This is a genomic window from Salinicola socius (assembly GCF_001937195.1).
Lineage (GTDB): Bacteria > Pseudomonadota > Gammaproteobacteria > Pseudomonadales > Halomonadaceae > Salinicola > Salinicola socius.
Genome location: NZ_MSDO01000022.1, coordinates 118,107 through 136,424, shown reverse-complemented (window position 1 = coordinate 136,424; position 18,318 = coordinate 118,107). Strand labels below are relative to the sequence as shown.

17 protein-coding genes are annotated in these 18,318 nt (G+C 62.7%); 15 read left to right on the top strand and 2 right to left on the bottom strand.

Annotated features, from left to right (window positions below; translation table 11 throughout):
• Nucleotides 1-121: 121 nt before the first annotated feature.
• Complete coding sequence (locus tag BTW07_RS19660; protein ID WP_144076919.1) at nucleotides 122-385, bottom strand: hypothetical protein; 264 nt, start codon at nucleotides 383-385, stop codon at nucleotides 122-124.
• A 187-nt stretch (nucleotides 386-572) separates the two neighbouring features.
• On the opposite strand from BTW07_RS19660, the gene BTW07_RS15130 reads away from it, so the two are divergent.
• From BTW07_RS15130 to modC, 12 genes are all read left to right on the top strand, one after another.
• On the top strand, nucleotides 573-806 hold the full coding sequence (locus tag BTW07_RS15130; RefSeq protein WP_075571004.1) for a hypothetical protein: 234 nt from the start codon (nucleotides 573-575) through the stop codon (nucleotides 804-806).
• Nucleotides 806-1,489 carry a YjbF family lipoprotein gene (locus tag BTW07_RS15125; RefSeq protein WP_083941923.1) on the top strand — a complete coding sequence of 228 codons (684 nt, stop codon included), beginning with the start codon at nucleotides 806-808 and terminating at the stop codon, nucleotides 1,487-1,489. Before BTW07_RS15130 ends, BTW07_RS15125 begins: the two co-directional genes overlap by 1 nt.
• Before the next feature lie 86 nt (nucleotides 1,490-1,575).
• Nucleotides 1,576-2,391 carry a capsule biosynthesis GfcC family protein gene (locus tag BTW07_RS15120; RefSeq protein WP_075571003.1) on the top strand — a complete coding sequence of 272 codons (816 nt, stop codon included), beginning with the start codon at nucleotides 1,576-1,578 and terminating at the stop codon, nucleotides 2,389-2,391.
• 9 nt (nucleotides 2,392-2,400) lie between these two features.
• The gene (locus BTW07_RS15115; protein WP_083941935.1) at nucleotides 2,401-4,536 is read left to right on the top strand and encodes a YjbH domain-containing protein; all 2,136 of its coding nucleotides are present in this window, start codon (nucleotides 2,401-2,403) and stop codon (nucleotides 4,534-4,536) included.
• A gap of 191 nt (nucleotides 4,537-4,727) precedes the next feature.
• Nucleotides 4,728-6,095, top strand: coding sequence for a DNA-3-methyladenine glycosylase 2 family protein (locus BTW07_RS15110; protein WP_075571001.1), 1,368 nt, complete (start codon nucleotides 4,728-4,730; stop codon nucleotides 6,093-6,095).
• Nucleotides 6,092-6,652 (top strand): methylated-DNA--[protein]-cysteine S-methyltransferase, encoded by a 561-nt coding sequence (locus tag BTW07_RS15105; protein WP_083941921.1) that lies wholly within the window; start codon nucleotides 6,092-6,094, stop codon nucleotides 6,650-6,652. Before BTW07_RS15110 ends, BTW07_RS15105 begins: the two co-directional genes overlap by 4 nt.
• 83 nt (nucleotides 6,653-6,735) lie before the next feature.
• Nucleotides 6,736-7,131 (top strand): DUF2946 domain-containing protein, encoded by a 396-nt coding sequence (locus tag BTW07_RS15100; protein ID WP_075571000.1) that lies wholly within the window; start codon nucleotides 6,736-6,738, stop codon nucleotides 7,129-7,131.
• Nucleotides 7,132-7,253: 122 nt separating this feature from the next.
• A complete protein-coding gene (locus BTW07_RS15095; RefSeq protein ID WP_075570999.1) occupies nucleotides 7,254-8,657 on the top strand; it encodes a PepSY-associated TM helix domain-containing protein in 1,404 nt (467 codons plus the stop codon).
• Nucleotides 8,658-8,742: 85 nt separating this feature from the next.
• On the top strand, nucleotides 8,743-9,183 hold the full coding sequence (locus BTW07_RS15090) for a winged helix-turn-helix domain-containing protein (RefSeq protein WP_075570998.1): 441 nt from the start codon (nucleotides 8,743-8,745) through the stop codon (nucleotides 9,181-9,183).
• 90 nt (nucleotides 9,184-9,273) lie between these two features.
• Nucleotides 9,274-10,068 (top strand): molybdate ABC transporter substrate-binding protein, encoded by a 795-nt coding sequence (gene modA / locus BTW07_RS15085; protein ID WP_244158383.1) that lies wholly within the window; start codon nucleotides 9,274-9,276, stop codon nucleotides 10,066-10,068.
• Nucleotides 10,069-10,082: 14 nt separating this feature from the next.
• Entirely contained in the window at nucleotides 10,083-10,796 is a 714-nt protein-coding gene (modB, locus tag BTW07_RS15080) for a molybdate ABC transporter permease subunit (RefSeq protein WP_075570997.1), read from the top strand.
• Nucleotides 10,793-11,899 carry a molybdenum ABC transporter ATP-binding protein gene (gene modC, locus BTW07_RS15075; protein ID WP_075570996.1) on the top strand — a complete coding sequence of 369 codons (1,107 nt, stop codon included), beginning with the start codon at nucleotides 10,793-10,795 and terminating at the stop codon, nucleotides 11,897-11,899. Before modB ends, modC begins: the two co-directional genes overlap by 4 nt.
• Nucleotides 11,900-12,278: 379 nt before the next feature.
• On the opposite strand, the gene BTW07_RS15070 is transcribed toward modC, so the two are convergent.
• Nucleotides 12,279-12,926 (bottom strand): TetR family transcriptional regulator C-terminal domain-containing protein, encoded by a 648-nt coding sequence (locus tag BTW07_RS15070; RefSeq protein ID WP_075570995.1) that lies wholly within the window; start codon nucleotides 12,924-12,926, stop codon nucleotides 12,279-12,281.
• Between the two features lie 426 nt (nucleotides 12,927-13,352).
• On the opposite strand from BTW07_RS15070, the gene xdhA reads away from it, so the two are divergent.
• The 3 genes from xdhA to xdhC are packed head-to-tail and all read left to right on the top strand — an operon-like array spanning nucleotide 13,353 to nucleotide 18,296.
• The gene (xdhA, locus tag BTW07_RS15065) at nucleotides 13,353-14,852 is read left to right on the top strand and encodes a xanthine dehydrogenase small subunit (RefSeq protein ID WP_075570994.1); all 1,500 of its coding nucleotides are present in this window, start codon (nucleotides 13,353-13,355) and stop codon (nucleotides 14,850-14,852) included.
• A complete protein-coding gene (gene xdhB, locus BTW07_RS15060) occupies nucleotides 14,836-17,349 on the top strand; it encodes a xanthine dehydrogenase molybdopterin binding subunit (RefSeq protein ID WP_083941919.1) in 2,514 nt (837 codons plus the stop codon). The genes xdhA and xdhB overlap by 17 nt, the downstream gene beginning before the upstream one ends.
• Nucleotides 17,346-18,296 (top strand): xanthine dehydrogenase accessory protein XdhC, encoded by a 951-nt coding sequence (gene xdhC / locus BTW07_RS15055; protein ID WP_075570993.1) that lies wholly within the window; start codon nucleotides 17,346-17,348, stop codon nucleotides 18,294-18,296. The genes xdhB and xdhC overlap by 4 nt, the downstream gene beginning before the upstream one ends.
• Nucleotides 18,297-18,318 lie beyond the last annotated feature (22 nt).

Sequence of the window (18,318 nt, the reverse complement as noted above, 5' to 3'; positions counted from 1 at the left end):
GGATGTGACGAATTCGCGACATGGCAATACGTCGGATGTGCGGGAAAATACATATTAAAACACCAAAACCGCTGAAAGCTTACATTGGAATCATTTTGAAACATTTCTTGTGATGAAAAAATCACCCCCTATTTTTCAGTGGCTTATCGCTCATTTTTTCAGCGCCGCCTGCCTCCTGGCCCTTTTTACGCCGGTAACCAAACCCCATGCCACGGATAACCGTCACTGGAAAACGCCGACATGAAACGTTCACGCTCGCCTCAAGAATAACGGGCGTCGCCTTTTGTAGACAATTTTGACTGTGAAAACACGGCTTGACGACATTTTGTTTCATAAAAACACACTCGACATTTCTTGCATTCTCCGGCAAAACTTGCACCAGCATGAACAAAGCTAACTATACTTGTTGCCATTCGGTGCAATATGAAAATTTGACTTATTCTTGACACATTAGAGATGCCAGAGGTGGCATGATTGGCAAGTTATAATTGCTCAAAGATATAATATTGGTAAGAATGGGGGTGGTCCTCGGACCACACTCGTTGGTTTAACCAACACGTTAGGAGGTACTTATGAAGAAACTAGCCATCATGGCAGTCGCGTTAATGGCTGTCTCTTCACTCGCCGCCGCCCAGGAAGTTGCAACGGGTAGCGCCGCCGGTGCCGGTACCGCCGCGAGCACGTCGACAGCTTCGGCTGTCGGCGCCAGCACAGCGGCGTCATCGGTCGGCGCACTAGCCGCAGCAGGGGGCAGTGATGGCACCACCGGAACGACCGGCACGACCGGTACGACCGGAACCCGGTAATGACAGCAGTCCGTCATTCCCGTTTGGAAGGCCGCCCTCGGGCGGTCTTCTTTTGCCTCTTCGCTGCCAGCCTCACTCTGGCAGGGTGCTCGATCGGCAGTGACCGTTCGCTCGAGGACATGGCTGCCGGGTTCTCTGGCAACGAGATATCGGCTCAAGCCGACTCGATCCCTTATGCGTCGGTCGATTTGCACGTCGACGGTTACGGCGGTCTGGTGATTCTGGCCAGTCAGGTAGCAGATCTGAGCTATTGGCAATTCCGTGACGGCTCGACGGTAGCGCTGCAGGATGGCTATCTGCATAGCAGCGCTGGCCTCGAGCAGAACCTGATAGACACGCAGATCAGCGACGTGAGCGACAGCGGCAGCGACGCTCACCCATGGCGGGGAAACGCTGCGATGGTCACCTACCGAGTGACGCGCGAGTGGAAATCGGCAGATGGGTATACCCATCGCGGTCAAGCGGATGCCAGCCTCGACTGTGATACCGCCGTCGAGGACGTCGAGCTGCCACTGATGTCGCTGAAGCTACAAGCTTGCCGGGAAACCCTGGCCTGGGACGACGGCACCACCACCTACGGTACGCTGTGGCGAACGCCCGAGGATGGGCGCTTGTGGGCCGTCGAGACCCAACCCTGGCCAGGCGCCCCGACATTCGACTGGCAAGTCGCTCGCCCCTGGTGATGCCTGCCCGGACAACGAACCGACACTCGGCGACATCAGTAAGTAGCAGGCATATTCGTGAAGCCAATCAAGGATGAGATCGACAAATGGTGAGTCCCCACAACTGGCTGCCACCCGCTTTTTCCCGGGTGGTGGCGCTCCTGCTGTGCAGCCTGGCCGGTCTGGCCAGCGCTCAGGACGACACCCAGCCGGCTTCGACGTTCACGATCGATATCGAGGGACAGATGCCTGCTCCGCCGGCTCCCTCTCTACTCGACGCCTGGCTCACGGTGGAACGCGAAACCCCCGTGAACTGGTCACGCGCCTTTGTGGTGCGTAATGCCCTGGAAGCCGAGAATCGACAGCGTCAGCAACGTCTGCGTGCCGAACTGGAGGGGTTATCGTTGCAGGCCCGCATGCTCGCAGCGCCGGAAATCGCGGACGGTCTCGAAGCCTGGAAAGAAGCGCTCGGCAAGCTGGACAAGGGTCGAGTCCCCGGCCGGGTCGATCCCACCTGGTTAATGGCTCATCTCCGCGAGGTGCCCAAGGTGGAGGATGTCGATCAGCTCGGCTGGTGCCTGACACCCGACTGGGTGGAGGCCTGGACCCCGTTCGGCGTGAAACGCCTGGCATGGCAACCGGGAATGACCACGGACACGCTGATCGACCAGCTTCCCGAGGACGCCTACGCCCGCGCCGACACCCTGCAACTGGTCACACCTCAGGGCGACATACGCGAGCTGGGTATCGCCGCCTGGAATCATGATCAAGCACCGCTGGTACCCGGCACCCGGGCGATTATCGCCCTGCCGCTGGAATCGGTCGGGGCGCAGTGGATCGATATGGCACTTCCTCAGTTTCTATCCACCCGTTTGCCCGGCGATGAATGCATCACGGTCGATCCCGCCAATCTTTATCAGTAAGCCATGCTCATGATGATACTCGCAGATCGCCGCTGGAACCCGCTGCGCCTGTTCACGCCGGTAATGGGGGTCTCGCTTCCGATGCTGATGGCGTACGCGCCGGTCACGCACGCGGAATTGGGACAGGCTCGAACCGATTTCGGCGGCGTCGGGTTGATGCAGACCCCGACGGCACGTATGGCTCCGCTGGGAGACATCTCCCTCAATCACAGCCACGTGTCGCCTTATCTTCGATACAACATCAGCTTTCAGCCCATGGACTGGCTGGAAGCAGGCTTTCGCTATACGGCCATCACCAGCCAGGATTACCCCGCCTCCAGCGATCCTGACCGTTCCTATCTGGACAAAGGCATAGACTTCAAATTGCGCCTGCTGGAAGAGGACCGCGACACGCCGGCCGTGGCGCTGGGCTTTCGGGATTTCGGCGGTACCGGTCTGTTCGGCAGCGAATATCTGGTTGCCAGCAAACGCTGGTACGATTTCGATTTCACCCTGGGGCTCGGCTGGGGCTATCTGGCCAACGGTGGCGGCATCGGCAATCCCCTGTCGGCGGTATCGGATCGCTTCGACGAACGCGCCACGGAAAACCCGGACGAAGCTGGCGATTTCGAGTTCGGTGACATTTTCAGTGGCGACGTGGGTGTTTTCGGCGGCGTCGAGTATCAGACCGGTTGGGAACCGCTATCCCTCCAGCTCGAGTACGACGGCAACGATTATCGCAGCGAGCCGTTCGAACCCTCGTTGACCCAGAGCTCCCCGGTTAACGTCGGTGCCCGCCTGAGCCTCAACGACAATGTCTCATTGAGCGCCGGGTGGGAGCGCGGCGACACCGCGATGTTCGGCATTACCTTCCGGGGCAATCTTGCGGGTATCTCCCAACCCAAGACCGGTGACCCCCAGCCAGCGCCGATCGAGGCGGCACCGCGGCAGACGACTCAGGACTGGAGCGCGGTCAGCGCCCAACTCCGGAACAACGCCGGCATGCGCGTCCGTCGAATCACCCGTGACGACGATGAACTCATCGTCGAAGCCGAAGCGACCAAATATCGTTCGATGCTGGAAAGCGAGGATCGCGCCAATCGCATCCTCAACAACCATACCGCTGAAGATATCGATACCTACCGTTATCGTTGGCAGAGCGTCGGCATGGGCTTGCGCGACGATGTCCACGACCGCCAGGCCTATCTCAGCGCGGCCAGTTCCACCGCCTACGATCAGCAGTATCACTATGGGCTGTATGCCTCTGCATTGACTCGACCGAGCGATATCTCGCCCAACGGCGACGTGCTCTACCAGGATGATCTCGAGCAGTTCAGCTGGAGTCTTTCACCCGGTCTGAACCAGAATCTGGGCGGGCCGGATGGCTACCTCTACCAGCTTTACGCCAAGCTGGATGCCGAGTACCGCACGGATCCCAATGGCTGGTTCAGCGGTCGAGCGGCGCTGAACCTGGCAGACAATTTCGATGACTACGATTACGTCGCCAACTCGCAACTGCCGCGCGTACGCACCAACATCAATCGCTATCTCGAAGAGACCAGTCTCGGCATCTACAACCTGCAGTACACTCGCACCACGCGTTTCGGCCAGGACTGGTACGGCATGGCCTATGGCGGCTTGCTGGAGATGATGTATGCCGGTGCGGGTGGCGAAGTGCTCTATCGTCCGTTCAACAGCCCGGTGGCATTCGGTGTCGATCTCAACTGGGTCAAACAACGCGATTTCGATCAGCGCTTCGACATGCGTGACTACGATACCTGGACCGGGCACGCAACGGCCTACATCGAAACCGGTATCGAAGACGTGCTCGCTCAGGTCAGCGTAGGCCGATATCTGGCCAAGGATGTCGGCGCGACGTTCGATCTGTCTCGCCAGTTCGACTCGGGGGTAAGGATCGGTGCCTGGGCAACGCTGACGGATGCCGGCGACGACTACGGCGAAGGTAGTTTCGACAAAGGACTCTACGTCTCCATCCCGTTCGATGCTTTCTTCTCCGAGTCCAGCCGCAGCAGCACGACCATCGCCTGGCAGCCGCTGACGCGCGATGGCGGTGCCCGTCTCGCCCGCCGGTACACGCTGTACGGACTGACGCAGGATCGCGACATGGGTCACTACTGGGACGACTACGACAAACTCTGGAAGTAGTATCCTCCAGCGTGTTGAACGCACGGCCTTTTCACGGCGCCTCCGAAGCGCCGTTTTTTTTCGACGGGTAGTCGAGATCACCGGATTCTCGGGTCAGAGTCCAGAGGAAGCGCATTGAGTGCCGGATCCGGCCAGTCAACCCGTGGTCAGGCGTTACAATGACCTCGAGACGATGATCAGGATCCGCCACCATGCTCGACCCGCAGCAGTGCCGAAGCGCCCGTCTGGCCAGAGATGCCCGCTTCGACGGCCGATTCTTCATCGCCGTCAGCACCACCGGCATCTTCTGCCGCCCCGTCTGTCCGGCGACACTGCCGCAGGAACGCCACGTGCGCTACTTCGAATCCGCCGTCGCGGCGTCCAGCGCTGGCTATCGACCCTGCCTACGCTGCCGGCCGGACAGCGCGCCGGACTCGCCCGCCTGGATCGGGTCCGGGACCACGCTGGCGCGGGCGATAGGTCTGATCGACGGCGGTGCACTGCAGAATGGAGACATCACACAGCTCTGTGAGCGACTGGGTATCGGTGAACGCTATCTGCGTCAGCTGTTTCAGCGTCGCTTCGGAGTGTCGCCCAAGGCCTATTCGCTCTACCGCCAGTGTCTTTTCGCCAAGAAACTGCTGCACGAGACGACGCTGCCGGTGATCGACGTCGCCCACGCCAGCGGCTTTTCGAGCTTGCGCCGCTTCAACGACGCTTTCAAACGTCAGATGTCGCTGACGCCAACCGACATCCGCCGTCGCCGGAGTCGGAAAAATGCCGCTCTGACCCTCAAACTGGCCTATCGTCCACCCTATCAGTGGGAACGACTGCGCCATTTCTTTGCGGTCCATGTCATCGACGGCCTGGAATGGGTCGGCGAGCAATCGATCGGGCGCACGATCCGCTATGGCGCGACGGCCGGACATTTCGAGGCCCGGCACGATGCCGAGCGACACCAGTTCGAGGTAACGCTGGTGCTGAACGAGCTCGGCGAGCTCAACGCGATCGTTCGCCAGATTCGGCGCATGCTGGACCTGGACGCCGATACCCAAACCATCGAAGCGCATCTGGGCCAGTGCGTTCCCGAACTGCCGCTAGCCGAGGGCTTACGCTTGCCAGGATCGTGGAACGTGTTCGAGTCCGGTATCCGCGCCGTGCTGGGGCAGCAGATCTCGATTGCCGCCGCCAATCGCTTGATCCAGCAGCTGGTCGATCAGCTCGGGGAGCGCGCGGGGAACAATCGCCGCCACTTTCCTGCCGCCAGCGTCATCGCCGCCAGCGATCTGAGCTTTCTGAAGCTGCCCGGCAGCCGTCGCGAGACCGTGCGCCGTCTGGCAGTCGCCTATGCCAGCGGAGAAGTCGGCGACGACCCTCAGCAGTGGCTCACGCTCAAGGGGATTGGCCCCTGGACCGCCAATGTCGCCGCCTTTCGCGGTAACGCAGACCCGGACATCTGGCTCGATGGCGATGTTGGCGTGCGACGCGCGCTTGCCACCCTGTCGACATCGATCGACCCCGCGCTCGCCTCGCCCTGGCGGAGCTATCTCACACTGCAACTGTGGAATCGGATCCTATGACATCCTTCTCGCCATTCGACGATTCGCGACTCCCGGCCCGCCACGACGACTACGTCCAGATCTACCGCCCACCGGAGCCGATACCGCTCGGCCCCATCGAGATACGCGCCACCGATCGCGGACTCACCTGGCTCGCCTTTTCGAGCAGCCCGAACCTGCCCGAGCGCGGCAACGCCATCACCGAGCGTTGCGCGCAGCAACTGGAAGCCTATTTCTCAGGAGAGCTGACGGCGTTCGATCTGCCGATGACACCGCGGGGCACCGATTTTCAGACAATGGTCTGGCGCGCACTCCGAACCATTCCTTACGGTCAGACCTGCAGCTACCGGGAGATCGCCATTGCGATCGGAACGCCGCTCGCAGTAAGAGCGGTCGGTGCGGCGAACGGGCGTAATCCACTTTCGCTGATCGTTCCCTGTCACCGAGTCATCGGCAGCAACGGCAAACTGACCGGTTACGCCGGCGGGATCGAGCGAAAACGCTGGCTTCTGCAGCATGAACGGACAAGGCTCGGAGAAAACGCAGCGCAAATTGGACTTCCGCTCGGTGCGACATAATCACTCACCCCAGCCGGCCATGATTGGCGGCGAAAACGCCAACGGGTAGAGTCGCGGTCTGACAACGGCGTCCTGGATCGACAATGACGCATTTCTGCCACCGCTGGAAACGCTCGCTGACCGCGCTCGCGCTGTTCGCCATGTTGATGGCGTTCACGGGGCCGTTGATCAGCCAGATGCAGCGGTTGATGGAAATGCCGTCTGGCGCCATGGCTGGCATGACGCACCACGGAGCGGCTGATACTCACAATGCCGGCGATTCCGGAGCCACTGGCGACGCTCATCTCGTCAGTCACTTCGACATGGCCGCGTGTGGCTACTGCGATCTTTTCCTGCATGCACCGGGGCTCGAGCCCCCACGCGAGATGCCGCCGGTAACGCCGCCTCCGGTGGTCTTCCGGCCGATGGCGATGAAGGTGTCGCCATCCACGGCCCCGATCTATCCCCGCTACGCCTCCCGAGCACCGCCGCTGGCCTGAATCACGCCGTTCCTATCGTTGCCGCCTACCTGCTTCTGAAAGATGCATCGTCGGCGACGCCCGTGTGCGCTCGACGCCTCAGCGTCCTGCGCGACACACCGATTCAGGTCAGGAGTTCTTCCATGGACACCGTTTCATCGGCGACCCATCGCCGCACGCCGCCCCTGTGGGTCGCACTGATCACGCGTCTCCACTTCTATGTCGGCCTTTTCGTCGGCCCCTTTCTACTCGTCGCCGCGCTTTCCGGTATCGCCTATGCGCTGACGCCGCAGCTCGAGGAGTGGCTTTATCACGATGCCCTGACCACTCGTAGCGAGGGAGAATCCCAGCCGCTGTCACGCCAGATAGAAGCCGCCCGGCACGCCGCCGGCATCGCTTCCCAGCCCGCCGCCGTTCGCCCCGCGCCCGAGCCGGGGACGACCACGCGGGTCATGTTCACAGGCGAACAGTTAGGGCCTTCGGAGCACCGAGCGATCTTCATCGATCCGGTCACGCTCGAAATCCGCGGCGACATGCCGGTCTATGGGACCAGCGGCATCCTGCCGCTGCGAACCTTCATCGATCAGTTCCATCGCAGCCTGCTGCTGGGCGACGTCGGCCGGCTCTATAGCGAGCTGGCGGCTTCGTGGCTATGGATCGCCGCGCTGGGTGGCGGTTTCCTGTGGTGGCGCCAGCGCCGGGTCAGACGACAGACAGCCGGTCCGCAGCGTTTGCGTCAGCGTCACGCCACGCTGGGGTCCATCGCGCTGATCGGTCTGCTGTTCTTCTCGGCGACGGGATTGACCTGGTCGCAGTGGGCCGGTGGCAACATCGCGCAACTTCGCCACGCCTGGGGCTGGGGCACGCCTAACGTCTCCACGCAGCTGGCTGCGGATTCCGTACAGACAGGTCCAGCACGGGAAAGCGACCCGCATGCCGCGCATCATGCGTCAGCCGGACACGCCGACATGGCCATGTCGCAACTCTCGTCGCTGTCGCTCGGCGATTTCGACCAGGCCTTGAGGGCCGCGCGGGCCGCTGGCATCGACGCCACTCAGATTGAAATCGTGCCACCGAGTTCACCGCTGCAGGCCTGGAAGATCCGTGAAATCGGTCGGGAGTGGCCCACCCAGGTCGATCAGGTCGCCCTCGATCCACAGACTTTCGCGGTCACCGATCGCGCCGATTTCGCCACCTTCCCGTTAGCCGCCAAGCTGACCCGCTGGGGGATCGATCTGCACATGGGCATTCTGTTCGGGCTTCCCAATCAGCTGGTGCTGATCGGCTTTGCCGCCAGTCTGGCGACTTTGGTGTGCTGGGGCTACGCGATGTGGTGGCGAAGGCGATCCGCCGCATCCGGCGAGGCACAGACACTCATATCCATCTACCGCCGAATGGGACGACGATCGCAGTTTGGTGCCGTTCTCATCGCTGCCGCCCTGGGATATGCCTTGCCGGTGATGGGCGCCAGCCTGGCGCTGTTCGTGATGCTGGATTGGCTGCGCTGGCGAGCGGGTGCCCGTCGAGCGCTGACCCGGACGGCATGATCCGTCGTTCATGACGCGTCCCTGACGAGCCCCGGTCTTGCCACCTGTGGTAAAACGAGGGGCTCGCCACCACCATGATGCCGCCATGACCCGCACTCACCACCCTACGCCGCGCCTTCAAATTCGCCTGGTCGCCGACACGGAGATCGTGCTCGGACCCGGCAAGATCGATCTACTGGAAGCGATCGAGCGACACGGTTCGATCGCCGCGGCGTGTCGTGACATGGGCCTGAGCTATAAAAAGGCGTGGCAACTGCTGGATACCATGAATCGGCATCTAGCCGCCCCGGTGGTCAATACCGCCAGCGGTGGCACCCAGCGTGGCGGCGCGACGCTCACCGATCTGGGCCGCCGGCTCATCGTCCACTATCGTCAGCTGACGGCGGATCTGGCCCGAAACCCCAGCGGTCAGGCGCTGCTGAAGAGTCTCTCGCCGGATCGCAAGTACACCTCTTCTTCTCACGCCGGCTCGGCGGCCGAGCCTGAGGCGGAGCCGGCGCCGGGGTCAGGTATCGAATCCGATTGAGAGTCGCGGCATCCGGTTTTCCCTCGACCGCCGAACGACCGAAAGCTATAGTGATTCTCGTTATTTCCATTCATACATAGCGAGAATCCTGTGATCGCCCCCGTCCAACTCTCTTGTTTCTGCCTGCTGGCCGTGGCCACGGGTCTGCCATTCGGTGCCCGCGCCGCCGATGATGCCAAGGCGCAGGTTCAGGTCTACGCCGCCGCCTCGATGACCAATGCCATGGACCAGGCGATCCAATCTTACGAATCCGGACACGACGTCAATATCGTTCCGGTTTATGCCTCGTCCTCGACGCTCGCGCGTCAGATCGCCAGTGGCGCCCCGGCTGATGTCTATATCTCCGCCAATGAGCAATGGATGAACTGGCTGGAAGATCAGAACGTCGCTGTCAGCCAGCGTCTCGACCTGCTCGCGAATCGGCTGGTGTTGATTGCGCCGACCCAAAGCCATATCGCGGATTTCACCCCGGGCGGTGAGACCACGATCGTTTCCCAGCTCGGCGATGATCGGCGACTTTCGGTTGGCGAGACCAGCAATGTCCCGGCCGGGATCTATGCCAGGCAAGCGCTGCAGTCGATTGGTGAATGGGAAGCGCTGGAGTCGCGTCTCGCCAACGGCGATAACGTACGCGCGGCGATGGCACTGGTAGAGCGCGGAGAAGCCCCGCTGGGCATCGTCTACGAAACGGATGCCAAGGCCAGCGACAAGGTCAGGGAAATCGGTGCATTCCCTGACGACAGTCACGATCCGATCACCTATCCCCTCGCCGTGGTGAATCCAGAACCAAGCGATGCCACCGAAGCGTTTCGGCAATGGTTGGCCGGCGATGATGCGCTAGCCATCTTCTCCCGTTACGGCTTCACCCCCGTCGAATCCGACTGATAGCCGAGGACTGGATGTTTCTCGAGGCGATAGCCCTTTCCGAAGCCGAATGGCAGGCGATCATCCTCAGCCTGAAAATCGCCGGCAGTGCCGTCGGCTGGATTCTGGTCCCCGGCATCGCCGTCGCCTGGCTGCTGGCACGGCACGAGTTTCGCGGCAAAGCCCTGCTCGACGGTTTGTTGCACTTGCCGCTGGTACTCCCGCCGGTCGTGGTGGGCTATCTGCTGTTGCTGTCGCTGGGGCGCAATGGCTGGCTGGGCCAGTGGTTGTATCAGGGCTTCGGCTTCTCGTTACCGTTCACCTGGCAGGGCGCGGCCATCGCCGGTGGCGTGATGGCGTTTCCCCTGCTGGTGCGCGCCGTCAGGCTATCGCTGGAAGCGGTCGACCCCAAGCTGGAGGCCGCCGCCGGCACGCTGGGTGCGAATCGCTGGCGCGTGCTGTTCACGATCACCCTCCCCTTGGCAGTGCCGGGCCTGCTGACCGGCACGGTACTGGCATTTGCCCGCGCGCTGTCGGAATTCGGCGCCACCATCACTTTCGCCTCCAATATTCCCGGCGAGACGCGCACCCTGCCACTGGCGCTCTATACCCTGATTCAGACACCCGGCAAGGAAGCCGCCGCCGCGCGACTCTGCGTGCTCTCGATCGTGATCGCCATGCTCTCGCTGATGGCGTCGGAATGGCTGGCTCGCCGGGCCCGGCAGCGCCTGCAGGAGCGGGATCGATGAGCGAGCCGTCCCTGGAGCGCAACCATGCCCTGGACTGTCGCCTGCAAAAGCGGCTCGGGGAGTTCGATCTGGATATCTCGCTCGCGGTACCTGCCAGCGGAGTGACCGCCCTGTTCGGCCAATCGGGCAGTGGCAAGACCAGCCTTCTGAGGTTGATTGCCGGCCTCGACCGACCGGATGCCGGCTACGTCCGGCTTGGCGAACGCACCTTGACCGATGTTGCAGGCAGAACTCAGGTTCCGGTTCACAAACGTCAGCTGGGCATCGTGTTTCAGGAAGCGCGGCTGTTTCCGCACTATCGCGTGCGCGGCAACCTGACCTACGGCATGCCGCCGAGCGCCCGTTCGCGCTTCGACGATCTGGTGACATTGTTGGGGATCGGTCACCTGCTGGAGCGCCTGCCGGGCACGCTGTCCGGCGGCGAGGCCAGACGTGTTGCCATCGGCAGAGCACTGCTGACCCACCCTCGCCTGCTGTTGCTGGATGAGCCGTTGACCGGGCTGGATGGCGAGCGAAAGCAGGAGCTGCTGCGCTATCTCGTCCGCTTGACCCGGGAAATCGACATCCCTGTGGTCTACGTCAGTCACGATACTGCGGAAATCGCCACGATTGCCGATCATCTGGCGCTGGTCGAGCAGGGTCGCCTGACGGCCCACGGCCAGTTGGACGAGTTGATGATGCGGCTCGATCTGACCGACCGACTCGGTGGTTTCGACGCCGCCACCCGCCTGAGCGCCAAGGTGGTCGATCACGATAGCGTCTATTCACTGACACGAGTCGCCCTCGACGATGGCCAGACATTGCGCATTCCCGCTGTCGACCAGCCCCCCGGTACGCCGGTGCGCCTACGCGTCGGCGTGCGCGATGTCGCGCTTGCCCACGCCATGCCCGAAGGCACCAGTTATCGCAACGGCATCACGACGACGATCGAAGCGATCGAGGCCTCGCCGCAGGAGCCCAGCGCCAATGAAGTGCGCCTGCGTTTCGGCGAACAACGGCTCCGTGCGCGACTGACCCGTCAGGCTTGTGAAGAAATGCAACTGACGGAGGGCAAAACCGCCGTGGCGCTGATCCGAAGCGTCGCATTCGACTCCCGGATCTAGTGCATAAACAAAGGCTTATATAAAGCTAGCAAGCGAACCAATGGCAAAGCGTATCACTTTGTAAATAAAGGACTTTTCACCAATTTCCTGATCGCTTTATCGGCCCCGCCTCGTATACACTGCCGGTGGCAGGATGCCGCTGCCGCAGGGAAGCAACTTCAAGGATGACTCGCGCTCGCAAGGACCGCGAACAGGGACAGCATCCAGGGATCGACAGCAGTGCAACAGGACGTTGCCGGCCCTCAAGGTTGAGACTCGACAGGAAGTTGAGCGCGAAAGGACTCGCTTCCGATATCGGGTCGACCGTGACCTTCTTCCCCCTCTTCCCCTGTCCTTCTCTCTTTTCCAGTCCTTCTCTCTTCCCCGTGACTTCCGCCCATCAAGGCTTGGATGGTTCACGTCGACGCACGCCGCATCCCTTGATGATGACCTGACAGAGAAAATCGCTGGCCGATCGAAAATCCTCGTCCGCGAGCGTCTCGCGGTGAGTGATCCCCACGATCTGCGTCTCGAAGTCCGCGTAGTGCTGTGTCGCCGACCAGATCAGAAAAATCAGCCAGACCGGGTCCACCGGATCCATCAAACCCTGCTTCGCCCATTCCCGGAAAACGCAGGTGCGCGACTCGACCCAGTCCCGCATCTCCCCGAACAGCGACTCCTTGAGAAATGGCGCCCCCTGCAGTATCTCGTTGGCGAACAGGCGTGAACTCTGAGGATGGCTCTGGCTCAGGCGCATCTTGCTGCGAATGAAAGCCTCGAGCACTTCTGCCGGATCATCATCGACACTGATATCACTCAGCATCTCGTTCCAGCGCCACATCGTGCGTTCGAGCAACATGATGTAGAGCCGCCGCTTGCTGCCGACGTAATAGAGAACGTTCGACTTGGGAAGCCCGGCGGCGGCGGCAATCGCCTGAATGCTGGCCCCCCGATAACCGTACCGGGCGAAGACGTTTTCCGCCGCGTCGAAAATTCGCTGTTCGTTTCGCTCCCGAACCGTGACTTCGGGAAGATCATGATTAGCCACCTAAACTCCTTGCACCTATCGACCTGGTTGAGAACCGAAGCCGCCCCTTGGCCCTCGGTACACTCATGCCGTTCGATCCACCGCACTACGTGCTTTTCCGAGCCGCTGAACCCTGCGTGATTGACGATAACCGGGCGGATGCGGAGACTTTCGACGCCGATGCTATGCTGAATCCCGAGGGTTGTCTTGTCGCGCCCTGAGTCAGAATCATGACTGCGTCGCCAGGCCGCCAGCATCGTCAGCCCCCACATTGCCAAAGCGCGCCGGCCAACGTGCACTTGCCATCCGTATCAGAATCGAAGACGCTAGCAAAAGCTGACCAATCGGTCAGGATTTTTTCATAAGGTCCCCATCCACTCGTCAGTGCTGGGATGGCGACTTGCACGATGAACTACACGACAACGACAACGACAACGACAGGTCCCGATGATCGAATTCTTTCTCAACGGCCAACGCCAGCGAGTGGCCGCCGAAGCCAACATGAGCGTGCTCGAACTGCTGCGCGGGCCGCTGGCGAAGTGTGGCACCAAGGAGGGCTGCGCCTCCGGTGACTGTGGCGCCTGTACTGTCGCCATCGCCGATCCGAAAGACGACGCAGAAACCGGCCAGCCACTGACCTATCGCACCGCCAACGCCTGCATCACGCCGGCACATCAACTTCAGGGCACGCATCTCGTCACCATCGAGGGCATCGCTCGAGGGCACGCATTGCACCCCTCCCAGGCTTCGATGGTGGCCTGCCATGGCAGTCAGTGCGGCTTCTGCACTCCCGGTATCGTGATGTCACTGTTCGCCTTGCACGAACGACAGCGCAGGACGCCAGACGCGCCGCTGGATGCTCACGGACTGGAACTCACCCTGAGTGGCAACCTGTGCCGCTGTACCGGCTACCGCCCCATTCGGGATGCCGCCCTGAGCATGGGCGAGCATGCCGATACCCGCCCGCCCTGGGCCGATGACCCCGCGCTGGAGGACGAGGTCCGTCGCGTTGGATCGACATCGTTCTGCAAGGCCGAGGACCAGGCCCAGCGTCCCGATCAGCACCACTATCAGACCCCGACCACGCTCGCCGAGCTGATCGCCGCCATGCACCGACATCCCGACGCGCCGCTGGTGGCCGGCGCCACGGATCTGTGGCTCGACGTTACCCAGCAGCTCGAGCCGTTCGAGATGCTGATCGATCTGCGTCAGGTGCGGGAACTGCGCCAGATCGAGGAAGACGCCGAAGGCTGGTGGATTGGCGCGGCGCTCACCTATCGGGAGTGGGAGCCACTGCTGGCCGAGCACTACCCGGCATTCGCGCACCTGCTGACCCGGCTGGGTTCGGCGCAGATTCGCAACCGCGCCACCGTGGGCGGCAATATCGCCAATGCGTCACCGATCGGCGATACCCCGCCAGTGCTGCTGACACTGGACGCCAAGCTTCGCCTGGCCGGTCCCGACGGCGTGCGGACTCTCCCGCTGGAATCGTTCTTCCTCGATTACAAGCAAACGGCGCTGGCACCCGGCGAATGTATCTCCGCCATCTATCTACCCAAGCCAGAGGCCGATTTCCAACAGCGCGTATGGAAACTCTCCAAACGGCGCGAGGATGATATCTCGACGCTACTGGCGGCGTTTCGTTGGCAGCTGAAGAACGGTGTGCTCTCGGATGTTCGCGTCGCCTACGGCGGCATGGCTGCGATTCCGCGTCGCGTCAAAACCGTCGAGGCGGCGCTGGAAGGTCGCGCCCCGAACACCGCAGCGTTCGAAGCCGCCAAGCAGGCGCTGCGCGATTCAGTCACGCCCATGAGTGATACCCGCGGCTCTAGCGACTACCGCCTTGCCGCGGCGGTCAATCTGCTCGAGCGCTGGCACCTGACGCTGGACCACACCGGCTCGAATTCGCCGACGCAGGAGGTTGCCCTCGATGCGTACGCTCACTAAACGACTCGTCAAAACCTCTCGCCACCGGTCCGAAACCGAAGCGGGACGGACAGATGCCGAGGTATCGCTGGAAGCCCGGATCGAATCCGAATCTCCGGATACGGGTCAGGAGATCGGTCGCCTCGAAGGCGACGAGCCGGTAGCACGCGATACCGTCACGCCGCGGCCGGTGTCGAATACCCCCCGACATGCCCAGGGCCACGAAAGCGGCATCAAGCATGTCACCGGGCGGGCGCGCTACATCGACGATCTGCCGGCGCCTCACGGTACGCTGCATGCGATGGTGGGTCTAAGTCAGATCGCTCATGGGCGGGTGACGCGACTCGATCTCGACGCGGTCCGGGCGATGCCCGGCGTCGTTGACGTGATCGCGGCGCAGCATATTCCCGGACATCGCGATATCGGCCCGGTGTTCCCCGGTGACCCCCTGTTCGCCGATGAGGAAGTGAGCTACGTCGGGCAACCCCTGTTCGCCGTGGCCGCCACCAGCTATGCCGAAGCGCGCCGCGCCGTAAAGGCGGCCGTCGTCGAGATCGAGCCGCTGCCGCCCCGCTTCGATCCGGTTGCCGCCGCCGAGGCCGGCGAGTTCGTGCGCCCGACGCACGTGCAGGTCAGCGGCGATTGGCAGCAGGCGCTGGAGGGCACGCCCCACGTGCTCGAGGCCGCGCAGTTCGTCGGCGGTCAGGAACATTTCTACCTCGAAGGCCAGGCCTGCCTGGTCGTGCCCAGCGAGGATGAAGGCGTCATCGTCTACACCTCCAACCAGCACCCCAGCGAGACCCAGAAGCTGGTCGCCGAGGTGCTCGATATTCCGTTCCATGCGGTGACGGTGGAAAATCGCCGCATGGGCGGCGGCTTTGGTGGCAAGGAGACCCAGGCCGCGCCCTGGGCGTGCATGGCGGCGCTGCTGGCACGTCGTACCGGGCGGGCGATCCGCCTGCGCCTGCCGCGCGCCGACGACACTCGTGCCACCGGCAAGCGCCACCCGTTCCACAGTCATTACCGTCTGGGTTTCGACGACGACGGGGTGATTCTCGGCGGCGATATCACCCTGATCGGCGATTGCGGCCACTCGCCGGATCTCTCCGAAGCGGTGGTCGACCGCGCCATGTTTCACGCCGACAACGCCTATTCGCTGGGGGCGGCACGCGTGACCGGACACCGCGCGCGCACCCATACCGCATCGAATACCGCCTTCCGCGGCTTCGGCGGCCCCCAAGGGATGATGATCGTCGAACGCGCGATGGACGATATCGCCCGTCATATTGGCGAAGACCCGCTGACCGTGCGCAAGCGCAATCTCTACCGTGCCGGGCGTGATACTACCCACTATGGGCAGCACGTGGACCAGCATCCCTTGATGGTGGAGATCATCGAACGTCTGGAGCGCAGCAGCGACTACTGGCAACGGCGCGACGCGATTCGTGAGTTCAACCATCGCAGCCCGATCATCAAGCGGGGCCTGGCGTTGACGCCGGTCAAGTTCGGCATCTCGTTCACCGCCAAGCATCTCAATCAGGCCGGCGCGCTGCTTCACGTCTACACCGATGGCAGCGTGATGATCAATCACGGCGGCACCGAGATGGGTCAGGGCCTGCACACCAAGGTGTGTCAGGTCGTCGCTCGCGAACTGGGCATCGATCTGGCATCGGTGCGCATCAGCGCCACCCGCACGGACAAGGTACCCAACACTTCGCCAACGGCCGCGTCCAGCGGCGCGGACCTCAACGGCATGGCCGCACGCGATGCCGCCAGCCAGATCCGCCAGCGCCTGCTCGATTTCGCCGCCGAGCACTATCAGTTCGACCGCGAAGGGCTGGGTCTCGAGAACGGCAAGCTCATAACCGACAACGGCGCGTCGATGCCCGCGGTGTCGTGGGGAGAACTGATCCAGGCCGCCTATCTCGGCCGGGTCTCGCTGTCGGCGACCGGTTTCTATTCCACGCCGCTGATTCACTACGATCGCGATAGCGGTCAGGGGCGACCGTTCTACTATTTTGCCTACGGGGCATCGGTCAGCGAGGTCCGTCTTGACACGCTGAGCGGCGAATACCGGGTCGAACGCGTCGACATCCTGCATGACGTCGGTGACTCGCTCAATCCGGCGATCGACCTGGGCCAGGTCGAGGGTGGTTTCATCCAGGGGATGGGCTGGCTGACCAGCGAAGAGCTGAAGTGGAACGACGACGGCCGTCTGATCACCGATGGACCCGCCACCTACAAGATCCCGACCTTCGGTGACCTGCCTCCGATCTTCAATGTCGAACTGCTCGAAGGCCACCCCAACTCCCAGGCCAGTATCTACCGCTCCAAGGCCGTGGGCGAACCGCCGTTCATGCTGGGTATTTCGGTGTGGTCGGCGCTGCGCGACGCGCTGGCGAGCCTCGCCGCCTATCGCATCAGCCCGGCGCTGGACACCCCCGCCACGCCGGAACGCATGCTGATGGCGGCCGAGGCGTTACGTGCCGCCAGCCGTGATTTACAGGAAACGACATGAGCTCGGCTGACAGCGTCCAGGGCCTGGAAAGCTGGCACGCCGCGCTGCATCGACTGCAGGAGAGCGCGACGCCTCACGCGCTGGCCAGCGTAATCGGCGCCGCGGGCTCGACGCCGCGGGAGCCCGGCGCCAAGCTGGTGGTCACGGGGACGGAGGTCATCGATACCCTGGGGGGCGGTCATTTCGAACAGCAGGTGATCGAAACCGCGCGCCGGCATCTGGCGGCGACGCCCGTGGCGGCAGGCACCTATCTCGAGGCGTTCGCACTGGGCGCTCGCTCCGGTCAGTGCTGCGGCGGGTTCGTGCACGTGCTGCTAGAGGTGTTCGTCGGCGCCGAAAGTCACCTGACGCTGTTCGGTGCCGGCCACGTCGGCCAGGCGTTGGTCGAGCTACTGGCGCCGCTACCGTGGCGCATCGACTGGTACGACAGCCGCCCCGACGCGTTTCCGCTGCAGGACGGCCACGACGGCTACCCCGCTCGCGTCCGGCCCATGGTGTTATTTCCGGGTGCGGAGGGCATGGCGCAGGCCGTGACGATGATCCCATCCGGCAGTCACGTGGTGGTAATGACCCACGACCACGCCCAGGATCGCGATCTGATCGCGACGCTGCTATCTCGTGACAATCCGGGTGGCGAAGCGTTGGCGTCCATCGGCCTGATCGGCTCGAAGAGTAAATGGGCCAGCTTTCGTTCGCGGCTGATCGCAGCAGGATTCGATGACGCCACGCTGGCCAGGGTTCACTGCCCGATCGGCCTGGGGTCGACCGCCAGCAAACGTCCCCGCGAAATCGCTATCAGCGTGGCCGCCGAACTGCTGGCCCGGCAAAGGCTGATGACCGGACCGACGCAACGCGGCGTCGCACCAAAAGCCCTGCGTAATGCCTTTACCCCTTCCGAACGGATCGAGAACGACGCCGTCGACAAAATCCCGGCCAGGAAGTCCTAGTGAGAAATTTTCCCGTTAGAGA

Bases quoted from the DNA above. Each gene is read 5' to 3' on its own strand.
- BTW07_RS19660 (WP_144076919.1), bottom strand. From the start codon at position 385: ATGCTGGTGCAAGTTTTGCCGGAGAATGCAAGAAATGTCGAGTGTGTT.
- BTW07_RS15130 (WP_075571004.1), top strand. From the start codon at position 573: ATGAAGAAACTAGCCATCATGGCAGTCGCGTTAATGGCTGTCTCTTCA.
- BTW07_RS15125 (WP_083941923.1), top strand. From the start codon at position 806: ATGACAGCAGTCCGTCATTCCCGTTTGGAAGGCCGCCCTCGGGCGGTC.
- BTW07_RS15120 (WP_075571003.1), top strand. From the start codon at position 1,576: ATGGTGAGTCCCCACAACTGGCTGCCACCCGCTTTTTCCCGGGTGGTG.
- BTW07_RS15115 (WP_083941935.1), top strand. From the start codon at position 2,401: ATGATGATACTCGCAGATCGCCGCTGGAACCCGCTGCGCCTGTTCACG.
- BTW07_RS15110 (WP_075571001.1), top strand. From the start codon at position 4,728: ATGCTCGACCCGCAGCAGTGCCGAAGCGCCCGTCTGGCCAGAGATGCC.
- BTW07_RS15105 (WP_083941921.1), top strand. From the start codon at position 6,092: ATGACATCCTTCTCGCCATTCGACGATTCGCGACTCCCGGCCCGCCAC.
- BTW07_RS15100 (WP_075571000.1), top strand. From the start codon at position 6,736: ATGACGCATTTCTGCCACCGCTGGAAACGCTCGCTGACCGCGCTCGCG.
- BTW07_RS15095 (WP_075570999.1), top strand. From the start codon at position 7,254: ATGGACACCGTTTCATCGGCGACCCATCGCCGCACGCCGCCCCTGTGG.
- BTW07_RS15090 (WP_075570998.1), top strand. From the start codon at position 8,743: ATGACCCGCACTCACCACCCTACGCCGCGCCTTCAAATTCGCCTGGTC.
- modB (WP_075570997.1), top strand. From the start codon at position 10,083: ATGTTTCTCGAGGCGATAGCCCTTTCCGAAGCCGAATGGCAGGCGATC.
- modC (WP_075570996.1), top strand. From the start codon at position 10,793: ATGAGCGAGCCGTCCCTGGAGCGCAACCATGCCCTGGACTGTCGCCTG.
- xdhA (WP_075570994.1), top strand. From the start codon at position 13,353: ATGATCGAATTCTTTCTCAACGGCCAACGCCAGCGAGTGGCCGCCGAA.
- xdhB (WP_083941919.1), top strand. From the start codon at position 14,836: ATGCGTACGCTCACTAAACGACTCGTCAAAACCTCTCGCCACCGGTCC.
- xdhC (WP_075570993.1), top strand. From the start codon at position 17,346: ATGAGCTCGGCTGACAGCGTCCAGGGCCTGGAAAGCTGGCACGCCGCG.